Source organism: Arcanobacterium ihumii, from assembly GCF_900604515.1.
In the GTDB taxonomy this organism is placed as follows: domain Bacteria; phylum Actinomycetota; class Actinomycetes; order Actinomycetales; family Actinomycetaceae; genus Arcanobacterium_A; species Arcanobacterium_A ihumii.
This window is the reverse complement of sequence record NZ_UWOS01000001.1, coordinates 92,078-112,704: the sequence shown is the minus strand read 5'-3', so window position 1 is coordinate 112,704 and position 20,627 is coordinate 92,078. Positions and strand designations below refer to the sequence as shown.

Here is a 20,627-nt window from a genome sequence, read left to right as displayed (position 1 = left end):
TATTCCTACTCTCGAAACTGTATCCTTGAGATGTGAATGAAAAGGGTGACGATTTTAGTGTTTCCTCGGCGTTAAGGTCCGAAGAATGCGGCATTCTTTTCTCTCCCTTGGATCGGCTTCTAGGTAAACGCTCAGCCAATGCCCTCGCTCGGCTGAACTTGTATACGGTTAACGATTTAATCCTTCATACTCCATTTCGATTGGCTCGACGTGGTGAGCTGATGGCAATTGATGCCGTGAATGATGGTGATTCAGTCACCGTGGTTGCTCGAGTTTTGTCTAACTCGATCAGACCCATGAACAACCGACGCGGATACATTCTTACAGTCAATATTGCTGAGGGTGTTCATGAACTCGAACTTACTTTCTTCGCGAAATACGATCGTCCATTAAAATTCCATGCATCGAAACTTGGCGTCGGAACTCTCGCCATTTTCTCTGGAACAGTATCGTCATACCGCGGTGCGCTCCAGCTCACGCATCCTGAATATGATCTTTTGGACGACGACGATGCCGTAGATGCGGAAAAAATTGCACGTCCGATCCCTATCTATCATGCGGCATCGAAGGTGCCTTCGTGGCAAATCGCGAAGGCGATCGACGTCGTTCTGCCATATTTAAACCAGGGCAATTTACCGGATCCTCTTCCACTTGAATGGCGAAAAGAATTGGGGATTCCAAGTAAATTTGAAGCGATTAGAGCGCTACATCAGCCGCAAACTGAGGCGCAGTGGATGCAAGCCCAGGAGCGGATGAAGTACGAAGAAGCAACGATTTTACAGACTATTTTGGCGCGCCGATCCGAGCGCTCCAAACAAAACCCTGCTCCGATGTGTAAATCCAGAGATGGGCTTGCACTCACTGCTTTTGATCAGAGCTTGCCGTTTGAGCTTACGCGAGGGCAAAAAGCGGTGGGTGAGGTAATTGCACATGACCTCGAACTTGCGATTCCTATGCGCCGCCTCTTACAAGGTGACGTTGGTACTGGTAAAACCATTGTTGCTGTACGTGCTATGCTCCAGGCTATTGATGCAGGCAATCAAGCAGTACTTCTTGCTCCCACGGAAGTTCTTGCCCAGCAACACCGAAAATCTCTGGAATTCTTGCTCGGCGATCTTGCCAAGGGCGGGATGCTCGGTGCTCCTGAGAGTGCCATACGGCTTGAGCTTCTGACGGGTTCAATGCCTGCGAAAGAAAAACGAAATGCATTGTTGCGGATGGCTGCGGGTGAAGCCCAGTTAATCATCGGCACTCACGCATTGATCCAGGAAAACGTTCAGATTCCGTTTTTGGGACTTTTAGTAGTGGATGAACAACATCGGTTCGGAGTAGATCAACGTGACAAACTCGCTGAAGGTGCACATATGCTTGTGATGACGGCAACTCCGATTCCTCGCACAGTTGCAATGACGTCCTTCGGAGACCTCAATGTGTCGATCCTTGATGAGCTACCGAAAGGGCGATCTCCGATCCAAACCAATGTGGTTCCTTCGTGGAAGAGCGCGTGGGTCGATAGGATCTGGGAGCGTGCGCGCGAGGAAATCGACGCCGGGGGTCAGGTATACGTCGTGTGTTCACGAATTTCTCCCACTGCTTCTGAGGATAATGACGACACAGCTAGATTTGGCGTCGGCACAGAAACAGAAACAGCGAAGGAATTAGCTCCCTTTGAAGCAGAGGATGATCGAGAACTGTATTCGGTGGAAAATCTGGCCACCCTATTACGTATGAAACCCGAGTTTGAAGGTAAAACTATCGCCATTTTGCACGGGCAAATGCGACCGGAAGAAAAAAGTGCCGTTATGCACGATTTTAGTCGTGGTCGCATTGACGTTCTTGTTTCAACAACGGTCATTGAGGTCGGCGTGGATGTACCGAATGCTTCGCTAATGGTCATTATGGATGCTGATCGGTTTGGACTTTCGCAGCTTCATCAGCTACGTGGACGCATTGGCCGGGGAAGTCGCCCGGGCCTGTGCCTTGCACTTCACTCAGCTCCGGAAGGAACGATTGCTCAGGAGCGTCTTAACGCTTTTGCTCAAACCACCGACGGATTCAAACTTGCTCAAAAGGATCTTGACCTTCGTGCCGAAGGTAATGTGCTTGGTGCACAGCAGTCAGGCCGGGGAAGTGGGCTTCGTTTCCTCAGCGTATTAAAGGACGAAAAGATAATTACGCGGGCAAAAGATTTTGCATTCGGCGTTGTGGAGAGAGATCCTAGCTTGGGATCTTATCCGGCTCTGGTAGCTATTATCGAAGAACTTGAAAATAGTTCAGAATCCGCCTATCTAGAGAAGGGGTGATGATGACTCGGATCGTTGCTGGCACTGCCGGAGGGCGCAACCTTAAAGTTCCGAAGTCGGGCACCCGCCCGACCTCGGAAAGAGTAAGAGAAGCGCTATTTTCGCGCCTTGATCACTACGGTTATATACGAAACTGCGCGGTTCTTGATCTTTTTGCAGGATCGGGAGCGCTCGGTCTCGAAGCTGCTTCACGAGGTGCCTCCTCCGTTGTCTGTGTGGAAGCCGCAGGCTCTGCAGCGAAAATAATTACGGACAACGCTCGGGTAACCGGATTAAAAATCACAGTCCTTAATCAAAAAGTGGAAACTTACCTGGTATCACAGGCGGTTCCAACCTTTGACCTTATCTTTATTGACCCGCCGTATGCCTACACTGAAGATGAATTAGCGCAGGTACTTGGGCTTGCAGTACTGCACGTGGCGGAGGACGGGATGATCGTCGTCGAACGTGATAAGAAATCTCCAGAGCCACAATGGCCTTCTGGTTTTGAACTAGACGACGAACGAAAGTGGGGAGATACCCGAGTGTGGAGCGCGATTCGTTCAGAATTAGGGCATAAACTAGACTCATGACTATAGCTGTTTGCCCAGGATCTTTTGATCCCATTACCTCAGGACACGTTGACGTAGTCAAACGTGCTCGCGGTATGTTCGACGAAGTGATTGTTGCTGTTGCACGCAATGCGCATAAGAATTATTTCTTTTCCGACGAGGATCGGCTAAGTCTCGCTCAGGGTGCGTTGGCTGATATCGACGGAGTGCACGTTGAGTTCGTCGATGGGCTGATTGCTGATTTTGCTGTTCGAAAGAATGCGGCGGCGATTGTTAAAGGACTGCGTGGCGCTGCGGATTATGATGCTGAACAAGCTATGTCACTTCTCAACCGTCATCTTTCGGGGATAGAAACAATTTTTATTATGGGCGATCCAGCGCTCGGGCACGTGGCATCCTCGTTCGTTAAGGATATTGCCTCTCACGGAGGACCAATCGAGGATCTTGTTCCTCGCAATGTGGCTATTGCACTCAAAAAGAAAGTGGAAACAAAATGACCTCACATGACATCGATGAAACAGGTGCATCCCTACTCGAGATTTTGGAAGAAATCACTGAAATCGTAGAGAACGCTAAGTCAATGCCACTTTCGGCTTCTGTGTTGATTAATAGAAGCGAAGTGCTTGATTTGCTTCAAACGGCACGGGATATTGTCCCGGCACAGATTGTTGCCGCGGATTCTGTATTGCAAGATGCTGCGGCGGTATCTAACGAGGCAAGGGATCGAGCCGAGGATATTACGTCTCAGGCTAATCAAGAAGCAGACCAAATTTTGGCTGAAGCTCGTGAACAAGCGTCTCGATTGGTTTCCCAGGACTCCATCACGATTGCGGCAAAGTCGCAATCTGCACGTATACTCGACGAAGCAAAGTCAAGGGCTGATCGCGTGAAGCGAGGAGCCGACGACTATTCCGATGCCGCTTTAGAAAACTTGGCTCAGGAACTTGTAACAATTCAGAACGAAATCGATTCCATCCAGCACCAAATTGCGGCTGGCCGCGGTGTTATTGCCGATCGACGTGATGACGATATTGCTCAAGATGTGATGTCATCTGAAGAAGCTGAACTGTAACGTCACTAGATATTTTCCCCTTGGAATACCAAGGAACTATCAGAGAGGAAACATTATGGATCTTCGGTCGCCATTTGTAGTTTCTATTGTGGACCTACCGCGCCAAGAGGGGTCGGTTCGGCACCAGTCGTATGTTTTTGAGACTCCTGAAGATTTTGGAGTTGAGCTTCTTCGGGTTGTCCCTGGAAGTGCGCTCAAAGCAAATCTGATGTTCCAATCCGTTTCCGAAGGAGTCTTGATCCAGGGGACGGTGGATGTGACGCTTGAAGGGCGCTGTGCCCGATGCCTCACTGAGCTGCACGACGACGCTCACGAAACCGTTGCCGAATTGATCTTCTATCCGGAGAGTGCCAAAGCTCTGCAAGACGAGGGTGACGAAGAAGCGGATGATTTGCCTCTGATTGAAGACGACCACATCGACCTAGAACCAATTCTTCGTGATTCGATTGTGCTCTCGATGCCATTTACTCCCCTTTGTGAAGAGGACTGTGAAGGCTTATGCCAAGAATGTGGCGAACGCTGGAATGAACTTCCCGATGACCACACACATGAATTCCTAGATCCTCGCTTTGACGGTCTTGCCGCACTTGCTGCCGAGCTCGAAAACAAAGGTAACCATGCATAAAACTGATCGGAAACCACTTCTGAAGAAATGGGGAGTTGCTCTAGAAGATGCAATCCTAGAGCGTGCCTTAACGCATCGCTCATGGGCATTTGAACACCAATGTGGACATAACGAGCGTCTAGAGTTCTTAGGTGATTCGGTATTGGGCTTCTTTGCAGCAGATCGAATTTTCCACGACTTCGATGAATCTTCGGAAGGAGATATGTCTAAGATTAAGTCTGCGGCAGTTTCCGAAAGAGCCCTAGCTCAGGTTGCCAGAGAGCTTGGAATCGGAGACTATATTTTGCTTGGCATAGGTGAAGAACGAAGCGGTGGAAGACGAAAGGAATCGATTCTTTCCGACACCGTAGAAGCGCTGATCGCAGCCACCTACCTAGAGCACGGAATCGATGTGACTAGGAAGATTGTGGAGCACCATATCAACCCAAAGATTGAGGATGCAACGAAGATGGGTCCGGCTTTGGACTGGCGAACAGCCGTCGAAGAAAAAGCACGTACGCTTGGGTTTAAGGAAGAACTGAGCTACCGTGTTGAAGGTGAAGGTCCAGATCATGCCCGTGAATACACCGCATTCGCCTATTTTGGCGAAGCACTGTGGGGGATTGGCAAGGCAACGTCACAAAAAGCTGCTAAGTTAGTTGCCTGCGAAGATGCCTACGGGCGAATCGATTCTGGAGTTCCACTCGATCATGCCTGAACTTCCCGAGGTAGAGACGATTCGTCGAGGGCTTGAACCCTATGTTCTTGGACGGCGGATTGAGAAAGTCGAAACCTTTGGCGAAAGAGTTATTCGCCATTCTCCAGATGGATTGGGGGCTTTAGTCGGAAATTCTGTTGAATCTGTAGCCAGACGTGGGAAATTCCTTTGGTTCGACTTGGGAACGAATGCCTTAGTGGCTCATCTAGGAATGTCTGGGCAATTTAGAATTGGCGGAGAACAGCGAAAACACCGTCGTGCCTCCATTTATTTCGACGACGGTATACGGCTCGACTTCATTGACCAACGAACCTTTGGTTTCTTGCGAACCGACGAATTTATTCCGACTCCGGATTCATATCCGGGAGGAAGTGGATCAATGGCGGCTAAGATTCCGTCGTCGGCTTCTCATATCGGCCGAGATCTACTAGATCCGAACGTGGATTTTGAAAGCCTCGTGCGCCGGGCAAAACTTCGCGGAGTTTCTATAAAAACGTTACTCTTAGATCAAAATTTTGCCTCGGGTGTTGGTAATATTTACGCCGATGAGAGCCTGTTTTTAGCGAAGGTTCATGGATCCACACCGGTATCAAAGATGCCCATTAAACGCATCGCGTCGGTGTTCGATTCGGCAGCTGACGTTATGAGGCGAGCAATCGAAGTTGGTGGAACTTCTTTTGATTCCCTTTACGTTAACGTTAATGGCAGCTCAGGTTATTTTTCCCGATCTCTCAACGTTTACGGTCGCAATGGGCATGCTTGCGCAAGGTGTGGCAGAATTATTATTAGAGAAAAACTAGCGGGAAGATCTTCGTATTCTTGCCCGAATTGTCAATCACGACGTAGTTAGGAACATGTCTTGAGTGAAGAAAACGCCGTAGTCAATGTGATGATTATTGACGATCATGAGGTGGTGCGCCGAGGGATTGCCGAAGTGGTTGACCGCGCAGACGGCTTAAAAGTTATTGCTGAGGCGGGAACAGTTGCTGAGGCGGTGCGACGCGCAGAATTGATGAACCCTGAGGTAGCTCTTGTTGATCTGCGTCTACCAGATGGTACCGGTATTGATATTATCGAGCAGCTTTCAGAGCGCTCTCCAAACACTCGTTGCATTGTTCTTACGTCTTTTGATGACGACGACGCGCTGGCCGAATCCCTTGAGGCAGGTGCTAAGGCTTATTTGTTGAAGTCGGTTCGTGGCGCTGAGATTACTGAAGTGATTCGTGCCGTTGCCAATGGTCGAATCTTGCTCGATGAGCGTACGGTGACGCGTCGCCGTGCAGATCATGACGACCCCACAGCTGAACTTACGCCTTCTGAGCGTAAAGTTCTTGATCTCATTGGAGATGGACTTTCTAACCGCGAAATCGGTGAGAAGCTTGGCGTTGCAGAGAAAACGGTGAAGAACCACATCACCTCGTTGCTCGCAAAGATGGGTATGCAACGGCGTACCCAGGTGGCTGCCTGGGTTGCTGGACAACGTGCTGCCGGGTGGAGAAACCAAGCAAACTGAGGCTATTTTTCTCAAGTTAGAGACAGTTGAGGTGCGGGGCAAGCGAGATAATTTTTACTCGCTTGCCCCGCACCTCATTTATTGATGTTTAGCGTAATGAAGCACACCAGCACATCTTGAGTTTGCCGGTCTCTGGATCTGGTCCGATGGTGAAGTCACCGTGGTGGCGACGTGCTCGAGCTGCAAGGTTTGACAACCCTGATCGGCGGGAGAGAGATGGTGCCAAGCCGACGCCATCATCCATTACCCAAACTTCAATTGCTTCTGCATTGACGTTTATTTCCACCGAAACAGAAGACGCATGTGCGTGGCGTGCAACATTACTTAAACCTTCTCGAACGACTGCAACGACGTCGTCGGAAACATCTGAACCGATCGCGTTATCAATCTTGGTGATATCGAAATCATCAGAAATTGATTCGCCATGCCACTTAATCAACAACGATGGTGCAAAACCGAGAGATTGCAGAGCAACAGAGGTCTCATGTTGGAGCCTGTCTACAAAAGCAGCTGGCGAAGATTCATCTCTTAGCGACTGAACGATCTTTCGAATCTGAGAGACAGATTCGTCGATTGCCCAAATCGCGTTGTCCAATGCGGTCGTGATATCGGGGGAAGAGATCTTGTTAGAAAGATCTTCTTTTACGGCTGTAATGTGCATTCCCGATGCGAACAGCTGCTGGATAGCCAGATCGTGAAGATCGCGCGAGATTCGCGCTCGTTCATCGAGCTCAGCTGCAAGTTCCTTTGAGTGGCGTGCATCGGCAAGCTCAAGTGCAATTGCGGCCTGTTTCGCCACGTTTTCGGCCATGGAAAGGTCATGGAGATCGAATTCTCCTTTGCCTGGCTTGCGGAGCAAAATAATCACGCCTAAGCCATTACCCTTTGAGACAAGCGGAGCATAAAGAGCAGCACCGAAGCGTCGAAGCTGTTCAACCCGTACAACCGACAGACGTTGCATTGAGTCAATAACGACTCCGGCTTGCTCGCGAATCACGGTTTGAGCACGTCCCGCACGTGGAAAGTTCACACCCAAGAAGTCGCTTGCACCTTCACCCGCGACGATTTCACATACCCAGCTGTCTTGGATCGAAGGAAGAATCATTAGTGCGTTATCTGCTTTAGCAGCGATCCTCATTTGGTCGGCAATTACTTGGAGAGCTTCTTCTTCATCGGATCCTTCCAAAAGCGAAGAAACAATGTTCTGGGATGATGTTAGCCACCGCGCTCGGTTCTGGGATTCTGCATATAAGCGCGAGTTTGTTACTGCGATAGCAGCAGCTTGGGCAAACAACTCCATATTCTGACCGTCGTCGTCAGTGAAATCGCCGTCTTTATCAGCTAAGTAAAGACGTCCCCAGATCTGCTCGTTGACGGGCACAATAACACCCAAAAAATTATGCATAGAAGGGTGGGCATCAGGATACCCAGACAGGTTCATGTATTGAGATAGATCATCAATCTTGAGATATCCACGCGCAGGAATATCGGCAAATAAGCCGTGTCCTTCTGGAGGTTGACCGATTCTCCCAACGAGCTCCTGAGGGAATCCAGACTGAATGAATTCGACGGTTTCGCCGTGTGAGTCAAGGACGCCGAGCGCTGCGAACCGCGCACCGGTGATTTCACGAGCTGAATCAACAAAATATTGCAAGGCCGATGGACGGTCGAGCTTGCCTGTAAGCTCAAGAGCTTTGAAAAGTACTTCAGAGAGCTCAGATTGCATCATCGGCTTATTCCTCTTCCTGTTCAGCGGACCAGCGATACCGGTCCACGGATTCAAGTAATTCACGATGGGTTCCGCGGGCGAGTATGCGGGCGGGTCTTTCGCCCAAGAGTATCACTTCATCGGCATATGAAAGTGTGCTCAAACGGTGCGTAACGAGTATGACGCCGCGATTGGCATCTTTCGTGCTTAGGAGATCTCTAATCAGTTTATCCGCTGTTTCAGAATCTAAATGTTCGCCAGGTTCATCAAGTAAAAGGAAACGAGCCCCAGACGCCAATGCCCGAGCAAGGAGAAGACGGCGCCGTTCGCCGCCCGAAATTGTAGTTGCGTTAACTCCTACCACCGTATGAATTCCTGCTGGTAGGTCCTGTAACCACTGACCTAAGCCAGCCCGCTCAAGGAGAATTTGTGCCTCGTCGTCGGTGATATCGGCACGAGCAACGCGTAGGTTTTCAAGAACCGATGTTTCGAAGATATGGGCATCTTCAGCGGTTAACACCAAGTATCGTGAAAGAACTTCACGCTCAACGGCGCCTACATCGTTGTTTCCAAGTTGGACCTGTCCAACATGAGGTTTGATCATTCCGGCGAAGGTATACAACAAGGTAGACTTGCCGATGCCTGAAGGACCAACAATTGCGATTGATTTTCCAGGTTTTAGGCTGAGGCTCAACGGGGCCGTGATATCCGGACCGTTTTCCCATCCTGCAACAAGGTCTTTCGCACGGAGCTCAAAACTGCCCGAGTCATCGAATGCTTCGTACCCGTCGGCAGGAGCTTGGTTCAGCATTTCCATAATTCGCAAAGCAGCGCGGCTTGAGCGAACCAACTGAATGCCGGCTTCGGATAGTTTTTGGGTTGCTTCGAATGCGGCAAGTGGTGTGAGTGTGCAAACCACAAGGTTAATCGTTGAAAGATCACCGGATTGGACCTGCATTGTTCCAATTAACAGCGCACAAATAATCGATATTCCCATTGCAATAACACTAACGACGTTAGCCAGTGCTTGCGGTTTTGCTGAGGCATCGCGGTTCACTTGAATTTGCTTTTCGATTTCATTTTGAGCCGTCTTGAAACTTGGCAACTTTCCTGAAATCTGAAGTTCTGCTGATGACTCGAGCATCGTTAGTGCTGCAGCATTGAGCTGAGCTCGGTTCTGGATACGGTCGATTTCGGCTTGGCGGGCGCCCCTCATCGAGAAGTATGGACCGATCAATCCGTCTGCCAGGAGCATGAACGCAAGAATTAAACCGATTAGTGGTGAGAGCGAAGCAACGATCGCAATTGAGATGATTCCGGTTAGAATTGCAACGGTTGCCGGAAGAAGAGACTTAACGACGACGTTTCCAAGCTCATCTACATCGGTACCGGTTCGCGCAAGCAAGTCGCCACGTTTGATCGAGGTGACGACGTCAGTCGGGGAGTCGGCGAGGCGGGAATATACCGCGGTTCTGATCTTCGCCATCCCTCGAAGCGCAATCCAGTGTGAAGAAACACGCTCGAGATAGCGGAAAACTGCTTTACCGACGCCAAATGCACGCACACCGGTTGCGGCAACAGATAAATCGAGGACGGGTGGGAGCTGTGCTGCTCGAGCAATTAACCATGCTGAGACTGCTCCGAGTCCAATTCCGGAACCGACCGCGCCAGATCCAAACAAGGTGGAAAGAGCAAAGCGCTTTTTGTCGATATCGAGGATTCGTAGGGCTTGACGGAGAGCTAGGCGTTCTTCGGGGGTAATTACTTTGTTATACATCAGCGATTTCCCTCATTTTCCCAGTTCTCCGGCAATGCGTAGTCGATCTTCTTCAACATATTGGAATAAACGGAACTATCACGTTGTGCTTGCAGATTTTGTGCGACCTCTGTATCAATGTTTCTGCTACTTGAAGTTACTTCAACGATGTGATCGGCAATTTTAGTAAGGGCCGCTCGATGTGCGATCACGATTACTGTTTTTCCTTGCTTTTTCAGCGTACAAACCACGTCAGTTACGTATTCCTCGCTGGTCGCATCGAGATGAGCAGAAGGTTCATCAAGAACGACGAGTGAACTTTCATCGAGAAGTGCTCGAGTAAGCGCTAGACGTTGACGTTGCCCGACCGACATTCCTACTCCGCCTTGACCAACTAGGGTGTTCCAACCATTCGGAAGTAATGCGACGACGTCGGAAAATCCCGTTTGCTTCGCAGCTTTTGTAACTTCTTCACCAGGGGTTTCGCCCTCAACTCCGAGATTTTCAAGGATTGATCCCGGTAGAATCACTGGGTGCTGAGGAACCCAAGTTATCTGGCTCCAATAGGTTTCTAGATTAAGGTCATTTAACGGCAAATTCCCTACGTTAACCGCGCCTTCATTAGGCTCAATCAGTCCGAGGAGAACGTGAACTGCAGTTGATTTTCCTGAACCAGATATACCTCGAAGAACTGTAATTTTGCCTGGTTCAAAGGTGGCATTGAGCTGGTGTGGAGCAACAGTTGCTCGACCGGGAGCAAAGACACTGAGGTTTTCTGTGACTATAGGTGTTAATGAAAGATCGGGCGAAGGTAAGGTTCCGTCTTGGGAAGGCAAAGGCTTTTCGAGAATGGAAAAAGCTTGTTCAGCTGCCGCAACACCATCTGCAGAGGCATGGAATTGAGTACCTACTTCACGCAGTGGCTTGAAAACTTCGGGAGTCAACATAATGACGGCTAAACCAGAGAATAGCAAGATGCTACCGCCGACCATACGGAAACCAATTTCAACGGCAACGATTGCAGTGGATAAGGTAGCTAAAAATTCGAGAGCGGCACCAGATAAAAATGCAACGTAAAGAGTTTGCATTGTTTTTTCCGCAAAGGAATTTCCAAGTGCCTCGACCCGTTTGCGTGGCCCCTTTTCTCGACCTAGAGCTTTAAGGGTGCTTAAACCTGCAAGAAGATCTAAGAGTTGAGTGCCCAGCTGTTGCATGGACTTGAGCCTCTGACTGGAGTAGCGAGAGGTGAGCTTACCAATCAAGATCATAAAAAGCGGAATTAGTGGAATACACAAAATAATTGCGAGTGCAGATAACCAGTCAAGATAGAGGATAATTACAAGAAGAGCAGGAATAGTGGTCACGCACAAGAAAAGTTGTGGGAGGAACGAAACGAAGTACGCTTCTAGGTCATCTAAACCACGAGTGGTAAGGGTAACTACTCTAGACGTGTTGCCGTCTGAGAGCCAACGGACGCCAAGCTTGCTTGAATGATCTAGTACTGCACCACGTAATTGTGAAATAACTTTGATTGCCGCGCGATGCCCAAATGAGTGCTGAACATATTCCAAACCGGAACGAATAAGAAACACTATCCCGATTCCACCAATGAAAAGAGCGGTGTCTTTAAGTGTGGCTGTGCCATAAAAAATGGGGGAGAGTGCTTGAGCAATCAAGATGATCTGGGCGGCAATGAGAAGAGTTTGTAAGAAACCGAGAGTAACTAGGAAAACAATGTAGGAGCGAGTTTCTCGTGCGTATTTAATAAGCCGTGGATCAAAGGGCCTCACAACGTCTTCTTTCTTTCGGTCGAGCGCATATAACTATGGTAAATCAATATTGTGGGGAGCAGTCCGTCAGGACTGCTCCCCACAATGTCAGTTGGGTCGCACCCGATTAGGCTGACACGGTCTCGAACTCGCGAACTTTCTTGAGATCAAGTCCGGCATTTTCGTCTGGAATGTTTTCTACAGCCATGCGCTGTGAGAACTTCAGATAGGACCAGATCGTGTAACCGAGAACGATTGGCACAAAGACGATTGCAGCAACGAGCATAACCGTGTGGGTTGGAGCGGTTGCTGATGCCTGTACCAAGGTAAGGTTGTAGGCTTCATTGATGTTCGACTTGAGTGCGTTTGCACCGAAGGTTGAGAAGATGAAGACAACCGCCGAGGCGAGTGCTCCGAAGTGGAGGAAAAATGCAACCTTTTCGTTGCCCTTGAGGGTAAGGAAAGCAGATGCAATCAAAAGCACTGCGGTGATTGCCATTGGGATCAAGGAAACCATTGGGGAAACCGAGTATGCGAAGTTGCCCCAGATTGCCCATACCGCGGTAATACCGGTCGAGATAAGCGAGGACTTCTTTGCATAGGCGAGTGCGCGAACACTGTATTCGCCACGGGTCTTCAGAGCAAGCCAAAGAGCTCCATGGGTGAGGTACAGAGCGACGAGCATGATGCCACCAAGGATGGTGAATGGAGTCAACAGTGAGAAGAACCCATCGGTGAGGAAGTGTTGAGCACCTCCGCGAAGGGCTTCGTCAACTGAGTTAACATCCGCTGGGATGAATTCACCATTCTTGTAGGTACCGACCTGGATCGCCATTCCTTGGAGGAGGTTTGCGAATGCAACGCCCCAGAGGAACGTTACGAGCCACGCGGAACAAGTGTGGAGGTTATCCCATACATTGCGCCATTTAGCGGAGTTAACCTTGCCGCGCCATTCGATTGCCGAAATACGGATAATCAGAAGAACGAGGACTAGGACCAGCGCCATATACATACCCGAGAACATAGTTGCGTACCACTCAGGGAATGCGGCGAATGTTGCTCCGCCGGCGGTCAGAAGGAAAACTTCGTTTCCATCCCAGTGCGGACCAATGGTATTCAATGTAAGACGACGCTCTTTATCGTTCTTAGGAAGTACCTTGAGTAGCATTCCCGTACCGAAGTCGAAGCCTTCGAGAGTTACGTAACCGATCCAGAGGACGATGATGAGGATAAACCAGATAAGCTGTAAGAATGAAAGTTCCATTGTCTTTTCCTATCCTCAGTAGACGAAGCTTAGCTTGGCGTTTGGATCAGAGGAATCAATAATTTCGGTGTTAATAACCTTGTTTGTATTGATACCTTCGACTGCGTAACGCTTTACCAAAATGAACCAAACAACACCAAGTGCTGCGTAGAGCAAGGTGAAGATGACCATCGAAAGCAAAACTTCGACAGGGAGCACAGACTGCGAAACGCCGTAGTCGGTGAGCTGGCGAATCATCTCTGATGGCGGGGTATTTGGTTGTGCCGTGAAGTTTGGATACACAACCCAAGGCTGGCGTCCCATTTCGGTAAGAATCCAACCGAATGTAGAAGCCAAGAATGGGAACGGCATGGTCCAAACAAAGAGCTTTGCCAGGCCAGCAGATGTTGGGAGCTTATCTTTCCGAGTTGCCCAGAGACCAATGATCGAGAATGCTGCTGATGCAAAGCCCAAGCCCATCATGATTCGGAAAGAGTAGAAAGCGATGAATGGGTTCGGCATATAATTCTGATCTGCCGAATAGGTTCCGTCACTGGAGAAGAACTTTTGATACTTCTCATTGATTTCGGTAGCACCGGTGAGCTTGGATTCAGGTCCAGAGAAGTGGTTTGTAACCATGAAAGATTCGAGACCAGGGATTGGAACCTCAACGACTGATCCCTCTTTGAGTTCCGTGCTGGTCATGATAAGCCCAAGCTTTGCGGATTCGGTGCTTTCAACAATTCCCATTGCTGCGATCATCTTCGTAGGTTGCTCACGGTAGATGTGTTGCCCCATGAAGTGACCGGTTGAGATCACAAGAATACTTGCAATAAGCATGGTAACGAAGCCGAAACGAGCGGCTGGCTTCCAGTAGCCGATTGCTTCATCTGTATTGCCTGCCTTAGCAGTGCGAACGAGCCACCACATGGAAATGCCGGCAATGACGGAACCCGCTACGAGAAGCGAGGCCGTGATCGTGTGAGCAAATGCGTAGAGCGACGTCGGGGAGAAGATAACATCAATGAAACCTTTAGCTCCGTCAAGTTCTGCGCGACCGGTGTCTGGATTGTAAACAGCACCGACTGGATTTTGCATGAATGAGTTTGCTGCCAAAATAAACATTGCCGAGAGGTTTGTTCCAATAGCAAATAACCAAGCAGCGAGGGTATGCGCCTTAGGACTGATACGTCCACGACCGAAAATCCACACGCCAAGGAATGTTGATTCGAGGAAGAAGGCGAGGAGTGCTTCGAAAGCGAGTGGTGCTCCGAAGATGTCTCCAACGTATCGTGAGTATTCGGACCAGTTCATTCCAAATTGGAATTCTTGGACGATACCGGTTGCAACACCGAGTGCAAAGTTAATGAGCAGAATCTTTCCAAAGAACTCTGAGAGCTTGAGCCACTTTGTGTCTCCGCTTCTGAGCCACTTGGTCTGCATAATAGCGACTAGTGGGGATAGTCCGATAGTGAGCGGCACCAAAATAAAGTGATATACCGTTGTGATACCGAACTGCCACCGTGCGAGGTCGAGGGCTTCCACCTTGTTAACCTTTCGTTCGACCTAAACTGACAGACGATTGTAACTGTTCGTACTGGTGAGAGTGTTGAAGGAATTTCGTATCGAAATCTCGACAGCACTTGCAGATGCGTGCAGTTGCGAAAAGTTTCCTACGCGATGCCATGCCAGGTGGATTTCCAACGAATGTGGAATTTCACTGATAGCCGACAGGGTGTAGCTAACCTTTCTTTAATCATGACCTAAAGTAAGGGCTTATTTCTAGTTTTTACATCCATTTCCTTAGGTCTTACGCCTTATTATTCCATTAAACCCACAGTTTTGGGCGGATTTTGCCGAACAATGTGTCGCAAAGTTTTTTCGTAAGAATTAAATGCCGTATTTCAAATATTCGTTAGAAATAGAGGATTTGGGTGTTTTCCTTTGAAGCTATGAGAAACACTCATTCATTCCATGTTGGTGAACGGAACAGTGTAAGATAGCTGATGGAAACGAATGATGCATCAGTTCGTCAAAGTTCCTAGCTTCCTGTGCGCCGCGGATGCGTTGCTGCCGGACTGGGAGAATTAAAAGATTTCCGCAACTTGCGGGTTGCGGCCTACATAATTGCAATGCACGTGATGGAGATGCACATCTGGCACTGCTAATAGGAGAGCGTTCATGGCTGAGGAAAACGAAGCTCGAGAACTTGAAAACGCTGGTGCGGCAGAGAAGAAGACCACTCGTACTCGCACGGCTAAGCGCAAGACGGAAAGCGCGGTCACCCAGAAGAAATCAACGGTTGCCAAGGCTGGATCTAAACGCGCCACTCAAAAACCTGTACACGAAAACATTGCGGAATCAGTGGCGGAATCTCTAGCAGAACTCGCCAACGCCAAAGAACGCGGAGTCTCCGATTCTGGTCAAGAAGGATCAGCTCCCGTAGCTGCGAAGAAAACACGCAAACGAACGACAGTGAAAAATGCTGAGAAATCCGAGGAAAAGAAGCCGCTAGTTGTTACCTTTTCTTCGGGTGAGGAAGCTGTTTTGCCTGCAAAGGTGGACTCGGTCGCTCCTATGACGACACTTCTTTTCCAAGAGCCTGATGTTAGCCGAGCTGTTCAAGCTCGACGAACTCGTCGCAAAGCTTCCGCTGAAGTTGAAGGTCTCTCTACGGAAAACGACGATCAGCCTTCACAGGAAGTATCAGCTGACAGTGACGCTACTACGGGTGAAAACGTACGTAAGTCACGCCGTGGTACGCGTGGCGGTCGCTCTGCAGATGATTCAGCCACTAAGAATTCAGAAAAAGAGGTTTCGTCTGAATCTGCTAGCGAAACTTCAAAGCACACTCGTCAACGTAAACGTTCTAACTCATCGTCTGAAACGGGAAACGTTGTTTCGAAGAATGAGGATGAGCCGAAGTCCTCTGAAGTTAAGCCAGATTCTCAAGTCGGACAGGGCGTAGCGGAAACGACTACGACGGTACGTCGCCGGCGTCGTCGTTCTTCCTCAGATGTGAGTGATGAGGTAACAGCACCAACGGGTTCAACGCGACTTGAAGCGAAGCGCCAGCGACGCCGCGAGGGACGTGAAGCGGGTCGTCGCCGTCAATCTATCTCTGAGTCCGAGTTCCTTGCTCGGCGCGAGTCTGTAAACAGGGAAATGTTGGTTCGTGAACAAAATGGTCTGAATCAGATCGCAGTTATTGAAGATGGTGTTTTGGTGGAGCACTACGTAGCACGCCATACCCAGAGCTCAATGGTAGGAAATGTTTATCTTGGACGAGTTCAGAACGTGCTACCTTCGATGGAAGCGGCGTTCGTTGACATCGGAAAAGGACGTAATGCTGTTCTCTATGCTGGTGAAGTGAATTGGGAAGCCGCGGGAATGGAAGGCAAGCCTCGCAAGATCGAAGATGCGCTTAAATCCGGCGATACAGTTCTTGTACAGGTTACGAAGGATCCAATCGGGCACAAGGGTGCCCGTCTTACCGCGCAGATTACCCTGGCCGGACGGCATTTGGTGCTTGTTCCGTCTGGTGCAATGACAGGTATTTCGCGAAAGCTTCCTGAAAAAGAACGCATTCGCTTGAAGAAGATCTTGAAAGAAGTTGTTCCGGCTGAGCACGGAGTTATTGTGCGAACCGCGGCGGAGGGTGCAACTGATGATCAGCTACGTGGCGATGTTGAACGCCTTACTAAGACCTGGGAAGACATTCAAGCCAAGTCTAAGAGCACCAAGAACGCTCCATCGCTCCTGAAGGGTGAACCTGAGCTTGCGGTTCGAGTGATCAGAGACGTCTTTAACGAAGATTTCACCACGTTAAAGGTCGAAGGTGAAAACGCTTGGAACACGATTCATGAATATGTTCATGAGCTGTCTCCTGAGCTCGAAGACCGACTCGTTCACTGGGAAGAAAAGCAAGATATTTTCTCTGTATTTAGGGTTGACGAGCAACTGGCGAAGGCATTTGATCGAAAGGTATTCCTCCCGTCTGGTGGATCGCTCGTTATTGATCGTACCGAGGCGATGACTGTTATTGACGTTAACACGGGTAAATTCACAGGTTCGGGTGGAACTTTGGAAGAAACCGTGACGCGAAATAACCTTGAGGCGGCCGAAGAAATTGTGCGCCAGCTGCGGTTGCGTGATATCGGTGGAATCATCGTGATTGACTTCATTGATATGGTTTTGGAAGTCAACCGAGATCTAGTTTTGCGACGTCTACTCGAATGTTTGGGACGTGACCGTACGCGTCATCAGGTTGCTGAAGTTACCTCGCTCGGACTTGTTCAAATGACGCGTAAGCGCGTGGGGCAGGGGTTGGTAGAAGCTTTCTCGACGACCTGCCAAGCATGTGAGGGACGCGGATACATTAGCCATGATCATCCTGTTGAAAAGGGTGAGGCTAACGAGATGGAATCCGAGCAACGTAAGAGTGCACAGAAGAAAGAAAAACCACAAAATACCCCTGATCCGAAGCAGGCTGAGGTTAAGGCCGCACTGGCGAATATTGCAGCGGCAGCATCACATAAACATGATGATGTGAATGAGGCGGAAGAGTCTGACGACGCTTCGAGTGCCGAAACTGCTCAAGGATCTAGTGCGAAGCAAGGACCTTCAGAGGATATTTCAGAAGCTGAGGCTTCGTCGAATGGGAACCGCTCACGCAAGAAGCGACGCCGTGATGCTAGTTCGAAAGAAGGCCGCCAACGTGGGGTGAGCCGTCAACGTATTAACTCACGTGAGCAGTCGAGCGTTGATAACGATGTGAAGGTTGAGGAGCCGAAGAAAGCTGACCCTTCAGAAGTGACTCCAGTTGTGAAATCTTCTGGAAGAACTCGTCGTCGGGTAACGTCCTCGGGCACAATTACGCCAAGTTCGTCACCTTCTTCGGCAATTATGAGCTTCCCGGTTTCCAAAAAAGACTAATTTTGATTAAACTGGGCTAGTTACACCGCTTGCTAAGCGTGCTTTGAACCGAACAATTTGATAAATGTGGCGATTGTCGCCCTTTCTGAGCTTGTTCTCCAAGGTGAAGCTAAGTAAGCTGGTGTGTCGGCGCGTTATTTCGTGCCAGCAAAATTTAAGTGCATTCCAACAGTGAATGCAACCGTATCGACAGAGATGAGCAGAACGTGGTTTACGCGATTGTGAAGGCAGGCGGTCGCCAGGAGAAGGTGTCCGTCGGATCCATCGTCGTTGTGGACAAGATGGAAGGCGAAGCTGGCGACAAGGTCGAGCTAGAGCCGATCATGCTCGTCGACGGTGACAAGGTCACCACTGCCGCCGATGGTATTTCCGCTAAGGTTACCGCTGAGATTGTTCGCGATGAAAAAGGTCCAAAGATCACCATCATCAAATACAAGAATAAGACTGGTTACCGTAAGCGCCAGGGTCATCGCCAGAAGCTGACCCGTCTTAAGGTCACCGGCATTAAGTGATCTGAGATCCTTCGGGATCATCCGTTCAACGAGCTTAAAGTAAGAGAGCAGGTCAGGAAACATGGCACATAAGAAGGGCGCCAGCTCCTCGAATAACGGTCGCGACTCTAATGCCCAGCGACTCGGTGTGAAGCGTTTCGGCGGTCAATTCGTCAACGCTGGTGAGATCATCGTGCGCCAGCGCGGTACCCACTTCCACCCGGGTGCCAATGTTGGCCGCGGCAAGGATGACACCCTTTTCGCACTCGCAGAAGGTACCGTGGAATTCGGTATCCGTCGCGATCGCAAGGTTGTTAATATCGTTTTGGCTGATGCCTGAGCGATTACGTTGACCGATAGAGGTCAATGATAAACTCTAGGGGTGGAGGGCAGTGCTCTCCACCCCTTGTTTTTATTTAAGGAATAGAAGTATGGCTAGCTTTGTAGACCGCGTTACTCTTCATCTGGAAGCAGGGAAGGGTGGAAATGGTTGCGCCTCAGTTCATCGTGAGAAGTTTAAACCTCTTGGTGGACCTGATGGCGCTAATGGCGGTCATGGCGGAGACATCATCTTGCGCGTTGATGGCCAAGAAACTACTCTTTTGCATTTGCATCATAGCCCTCATTTAAAGGCTCCGAATGGCGCTCCCGGTGCTGGCGATATGCGCCATGGAAAGCGCGGCGAAAACCTCTACGTCAGTGTTCCTGATGGGACGGTCGTTAAAGATTCTGATGGCAATATTATTGCTGATTTGGTTGGTCTTGGAGCCGAATTCATCGTAGCTGAAGGAGGTCAAGGAGGACTCGGCAATGCTGCACTTGCTTCACCTAAGCGCAAAGCCCCAGGTTTTGCTTTGCTTGGTGAAGAGGGCGATATTAAAGATGTTGTTCTGGAACTGAAATCTGTAGCAGATGTCGCGTTGGTTGGCTTCCCATCCGCAGGAAAGTCATCGCTGATCGCTGCAATGAGCTCAGCTCGCCCTAAGATTGCTGATTATCCATTTACAACCTTGGTTCCTAACCTAGGCGTGGTTGACGCAGGTGAACTACGATTCACAATCGCTGATGTTCCCGGACTCATTCCTGGTGCTTCTGAAGGAAAAGGTCTTGGGCTTGAATTCCTTCGTCATATCGAACGCTGTGCCACTATTGTGCATGTGCTGGACTGTGCGACTCTAGAACCCGGTCGAGATCCAGTCTCGGACCTGGACACTATCGAAGCTGAATTGGCTGCTTACTCGAAGCAAATTCCCCCAATCGAGGGACGGATTCCGCTCATGGAGCGTCCGCGCGTCGTCGTCTTAAACAAGGTTGACGTGCCTGAAGCACGTGAGCTTGCGGAGTTTGTAAAAGCTGAATTAAAGGAGCGAAAGCTTCCCGTTTTTGAAATTTCAGCGGTGTCACGTGAGGGGCTACGTGAACTTGGATTCGCGCTCGCCACGATCATCAACAAAGTACGCGAACGTGAAAACGAAGTTGATCAGAGCGAACAGCGCCAAGTTATTCGCCCGGTATCCAAGCGCGAAGCTGCTGGCTTCACCATCACCAAACGTCACAAAGACGGTGAAGATTTCTATCAGATTCTTGGCACGAAGCCTGAACGCTGGGTTCGCCAAACTGATTTTTCGAATGATGAAGCGGTTGGCTACCTTGCTGATCGTCTCAACACTCTAGGTATCGAAAAGCAACTTACTGCAGCGGGTGCGCGAGCAGGCGACATGGTCGTTATCGGGACGGTCGAGGATGGAATGATCTTTGATTGGGAGCCGATGATGTCTGCCGGTGCAGAGTTGTTAGGCCCACGTGGAACGGATCTTCGACTTGATGAGAACCAGCGTGCGTCACGTAAGGAAAGAAAAGCTGCCTATCACGAAATGATGGATGCAAAGGAAGCTGCACGTCAGGAGCTTTGGATGGAGCGTCAAGCGGGACATTGGGTGGATCCAAACTCCGACGACGAATAG

The 20,627-nt window shown here is 49.6% G+C and carries 17 protein-coding genes; 12 read left to right on the top strand and 5 right to left on the bottom strand.

What is annotated here, in order from left to right:
* The first annotated feature begins 32 nt into the window (after positions 1-32).
* From EIH22_RS00500 to EIH22_RS00465, 8 genes are read left to right on the top strand one after another with little or no spacing between them, the layout of a single operon-like run.
* Entirely contained in the window at positions 33-2,303 is a 2,271-nt protein-coding gene (locus tag EIH22_RS00500) for an ATP-dependent DNA helicase RecG (protein ID WP_235001710.1), read from the top strand.
* A gap of 2 nt (positions 2,304-2,305) precedes the next feature.
* Positions 2,306-2,875 (top strand): 16S rRNA (guanine(966)-N(2))-methyltransferase RsmD, encoded by a 570-nt coding sequence (gene rsmD / locus EIH22_RS00495; RefSeq protein WP_124054660.1) that lies wholly within the window; start codon positions 2,306-2,308, stop codon positions 2,873-2,875.
* Positions 2,872-3,351, top strand: a complete 480-nt coding sequence (gene coaD, locus EIH22_RS00490; protein WP_124053862.1) for a pantetheine-phosphate adenylyltransferase — start codon at positions 2,872-2,874, stop codon at positions 3,349-3,351. The genes rsmD and coaD overlap by 4 nt, the downstream gene beginning before the upstream one ends.
* Entirely contained in the window at positions 3,348-3,926 is a 579-nt protein-coding gene (locus tag EIH22_RS00485) for a hypothetical protein (RefSeq protein WP_124053860.1), read from the top strand. Before coaD ends, EIH22_RS00485 begins: the two co-directional genes overlap by 4 nt.
* 55 nt (positions 3,927-3,981) lie before the next feature.
* Positions 3,982-4,551: a YceD family protein gene (locus tag EIH22_RS00480; protein ID WP_124053859.1), complete on the top strand. Its 570-nt coding sequence runs from the start codon at positions 3,982-3,984 to the stop codon at positions 4,549-4,551.
* Positions 4,544-5,248, top strand: a complete 705-nt coding sequence (gene rnc, locus EIH22_RS00475; RefSeq protein WP_124053858.1) for a ribonuclease III — start codon at positions 4,544-4,546, stop codon at positions 5,246-5,248. Before EIH22_RS00480 ends, rnc begins: the two co-directional genes overlap by 8 nt.
* Positions 5,202-6,098: a bifunctional DNA-formamidopyrimidine glycosylase/DNA-(apurinic or apyrimidinic site) lyase gene (gene mutM / locus EIH22_RS00470; RefSeq protein ID WP_235001709.1), complete on the top strand. Its 897-nt coding sequence runs from the start codon at positions 5,202-5,204 to the stop codon at positions 6,096-6,098. Before rnc ends, mutM begins: the two co-directional genes overlap by 47 nt.
* A 39-nt stretch (positions 6,099-6,137) precedes the next feature.
* Entirely contained in the window at positions 6,138-6,761 is a 624-nt protein-coding gene (locus tag EIH22_RS00465; protein WP_124054658.1) for a response regulator, read from the top strand.
* An 88-nt stretch (positions 6,762-6,849) separates the two neighbouring features.
* Here EIH22_RS00465 and EIH22_RS00460 read toward each other — a convergent pair whose 3' ends face one another.
* The 5 genes from EIH22_RS00460 to EIH22_RS00440 all read right to left on the bottom strand — a co-directional run bounded on the left by EIH22_RS00460 (position 6,850) and on the right by EIH22_RS00440 (position 14,782).
* Positions 6,850-8,490: a sensor histidine kinase gene (locus tag EIH22_RS00460; RefSeq protein WP_124053856.1), complete on the bottom strand. Its 1,641-nt coding sequence runs from the start codon at positions 8,488-8,490 to the stop codon at positions 6,850-6,852.
* A 4-nt stretch (positions 8,491-8,494) separates the two neighbouring features.
* Complete coding sequence (gene cydC / locus EIH22_RS00455) at positions 8,495-10,246, bottom strand: thiol reductant ABC exporter subunit CydC (protein ID WP_124053854.1); 1,752 nt, start codon at positions 10,244-10,246, stop codon at positions 8,495-8,497.
* Complete coding sequence (cydD, locus tag EIH22_RS00450; RefSeq protein ID WP_124053852.1) at positions 10,246-12,015, bottom strand: thiol reductant ABC exporter subunit CydD; 1,770 nt, start codon at positions 12,013-12,015, stop codon at positions 10,246-10,248. The genes cydC and cydD overlap by 1 nt, the downstream gene beginning before the upstream one ends.
* A 106-nt stretch (positions 12,016-12,121) precedes the next feature.
* On the bottom strand, positions 12,122-13,258 hold the full coding sequence (cydB, locus tag EIH22_RS00445) for a cytochrome d ubiquinol oxidase subunit II (protein ID WP_124053850.1): 1,137 nt from the start codon (positions 13,256-13,258) through the stop codon (positions 12,122-12,124).
* Positions 13,259-13,273: 15 nt separating this feature from the next.
* A complete protein-coding gene (locus tag EIH22_RS00440; RefSeq protein WP_124053849.1) occupies positions 13,274-14,782 on the bottom strand; it encodes a cytochrome ubiquinol oxidase subunit I in 1,509 nt (502 codons plus the stop codon).
* A 636-nt stretch (positions 14,783-15,418) separates the two neighbouring features.
* On the opposite strand from EIH22_RS00440, the gene EIH22_RS00435 reads away from it, so the two are divergent.
* From EIH22_RS00435 to obgE, 4 genes are all read left to right on the top strand, one after another.
* Positions 15,419-18,172 (top strand): Rne/Rng family ribonuclease, encoded by a 2,754-nt coding sequence (locus tag EIH22_RS00435; RefSeq protein ID WP_124053848.1) that lies wholly within the window; start codon positions 15,419-15,421, stop codon positions 18,170-18,172.
* A gap of 206 nt (positions 18,173-18,378) precedes the next feature.
* A complete protein-coding gene (gene rplU / locus EIH22_RS00430) occupies positions 18,379-18,684 on the top strand; it encodes a 50S ribosomal protein L21 (protein WP_124054657.1) in 306 nt (101 codons plus the stop codon).
* A gap of 61 nt (positions 18,685-18,745) precedes the next feature.
* A complete protein-coding gene (rpmA, locus tag EIH22_RS00425) occupies positions 18,746-19,003 on the top strand; it encodes a 50S ribosomal protein L27 (RefSeq protein WP_124053847.1) in 258 nt (85 codons plus the stop codon).
* A gap of 91 nt (positions 19,004-19,094) precedes the next feature.
* Positions 19,095-20,627, top strand: coding sequence for a GTPase ObgE (gene obgE, locus EIH22_RS00420; protein WP_124053846.1), 1,533 nt, complete (start codon positions 19,095-19,097; stop codon positions 20,625-20,627).

Excerpts from the sequence above, each read along its gene's own strand:
- rsmD (WP_124054660.1), top strand. The coding sequence starts at position 2,306 with ATGACTCGGATCGTTGCTGGCACTGCCGGAGGGCGCAACCTTAAAGTT.
- coaD (WP_124053862.1), top strand. The coding sequence starts at position 2,872 with ATGACTATAGCTGTTTGCCCAGGATCTTTTGATCCCATTACCTCAGGA.
- EIH22_RS00485 (WP_124053860.1), top strand. The coding sequence starts at position 3,348 with ATGACCTCACATGACATCGATGAAACAGGTGCATCCCTACTCGAGATT.
- EIH22_RS00480 (WP_124053859.1), top strand. The coding sequence starts at position 3,982 with ATGGATCTTCGGTCGCCATTTGTAGTTTCTATTGTGGACCTACCGCGC.
- rnc (WP_124053858.1), top strand. The coding sequence starts at position 4,544 with ATGCATAAAACTGATCGGAAACCACTTCTGAAGAAATGGGGAGTTGCT.
- mutM (WP_235001709.1), top strand. The coding sequence starts at position 5,202 with ATGCCTACGGGCGAATCGATTCTGGAGTTCCACTCGATCATGCCTGAA.
- EIH22_RS00465 (WP_124054658.1), top strand. The coding sequence starts at position 6,138 with ATGATTATTGACGATCATGAGGTGGTGCGCCGAGGGATTGCCGAAGTG.
- EIH22_RS00460 (WP_124053856.1), bottom strand. The coding sequence starts at position 8,490 with ATGATGCAATCTGAGCTCTCTGAAGTACTTTTCAAAGCTCTTGAGCTT.
- cydC (WP_124053854.1), bottom strand. The coding sequence starts at position 10,246 with ATGTATAACAAAGTAATTACCCCCGAAGAACGCCTAGCTCTCCGTCAA.
- cydB (WP_124053850.1), bottom strand. The coding sequence starts at position 13,258 with ATGGAACTTTCATTCTTACAGCTTATCTGGTTTATCCTCATCATCGTC.
- EIH22_RS00435 (WP_124053848.1), top strand. The coding sequence starts at position 15,419 with ATGGCTGAGGAAAACGAAGCTCGAGAACTTGAAAACGCTGGTGCGGCA.
- rpmA (WP_124053847.1), top strand. The coding sequence starts at position 18,746 with ATGGCACATAAGAAGGGCGCCAGCTCCTCGAATAACGGTCGCGACTCT.
- obgE (WP_124053846.1), top strand. The coding sequence starts at position 19,095 with ATGGCTAGCTTTGTAGACCGCGTTACTCTTCATCTGGAAGCAGGGAAG.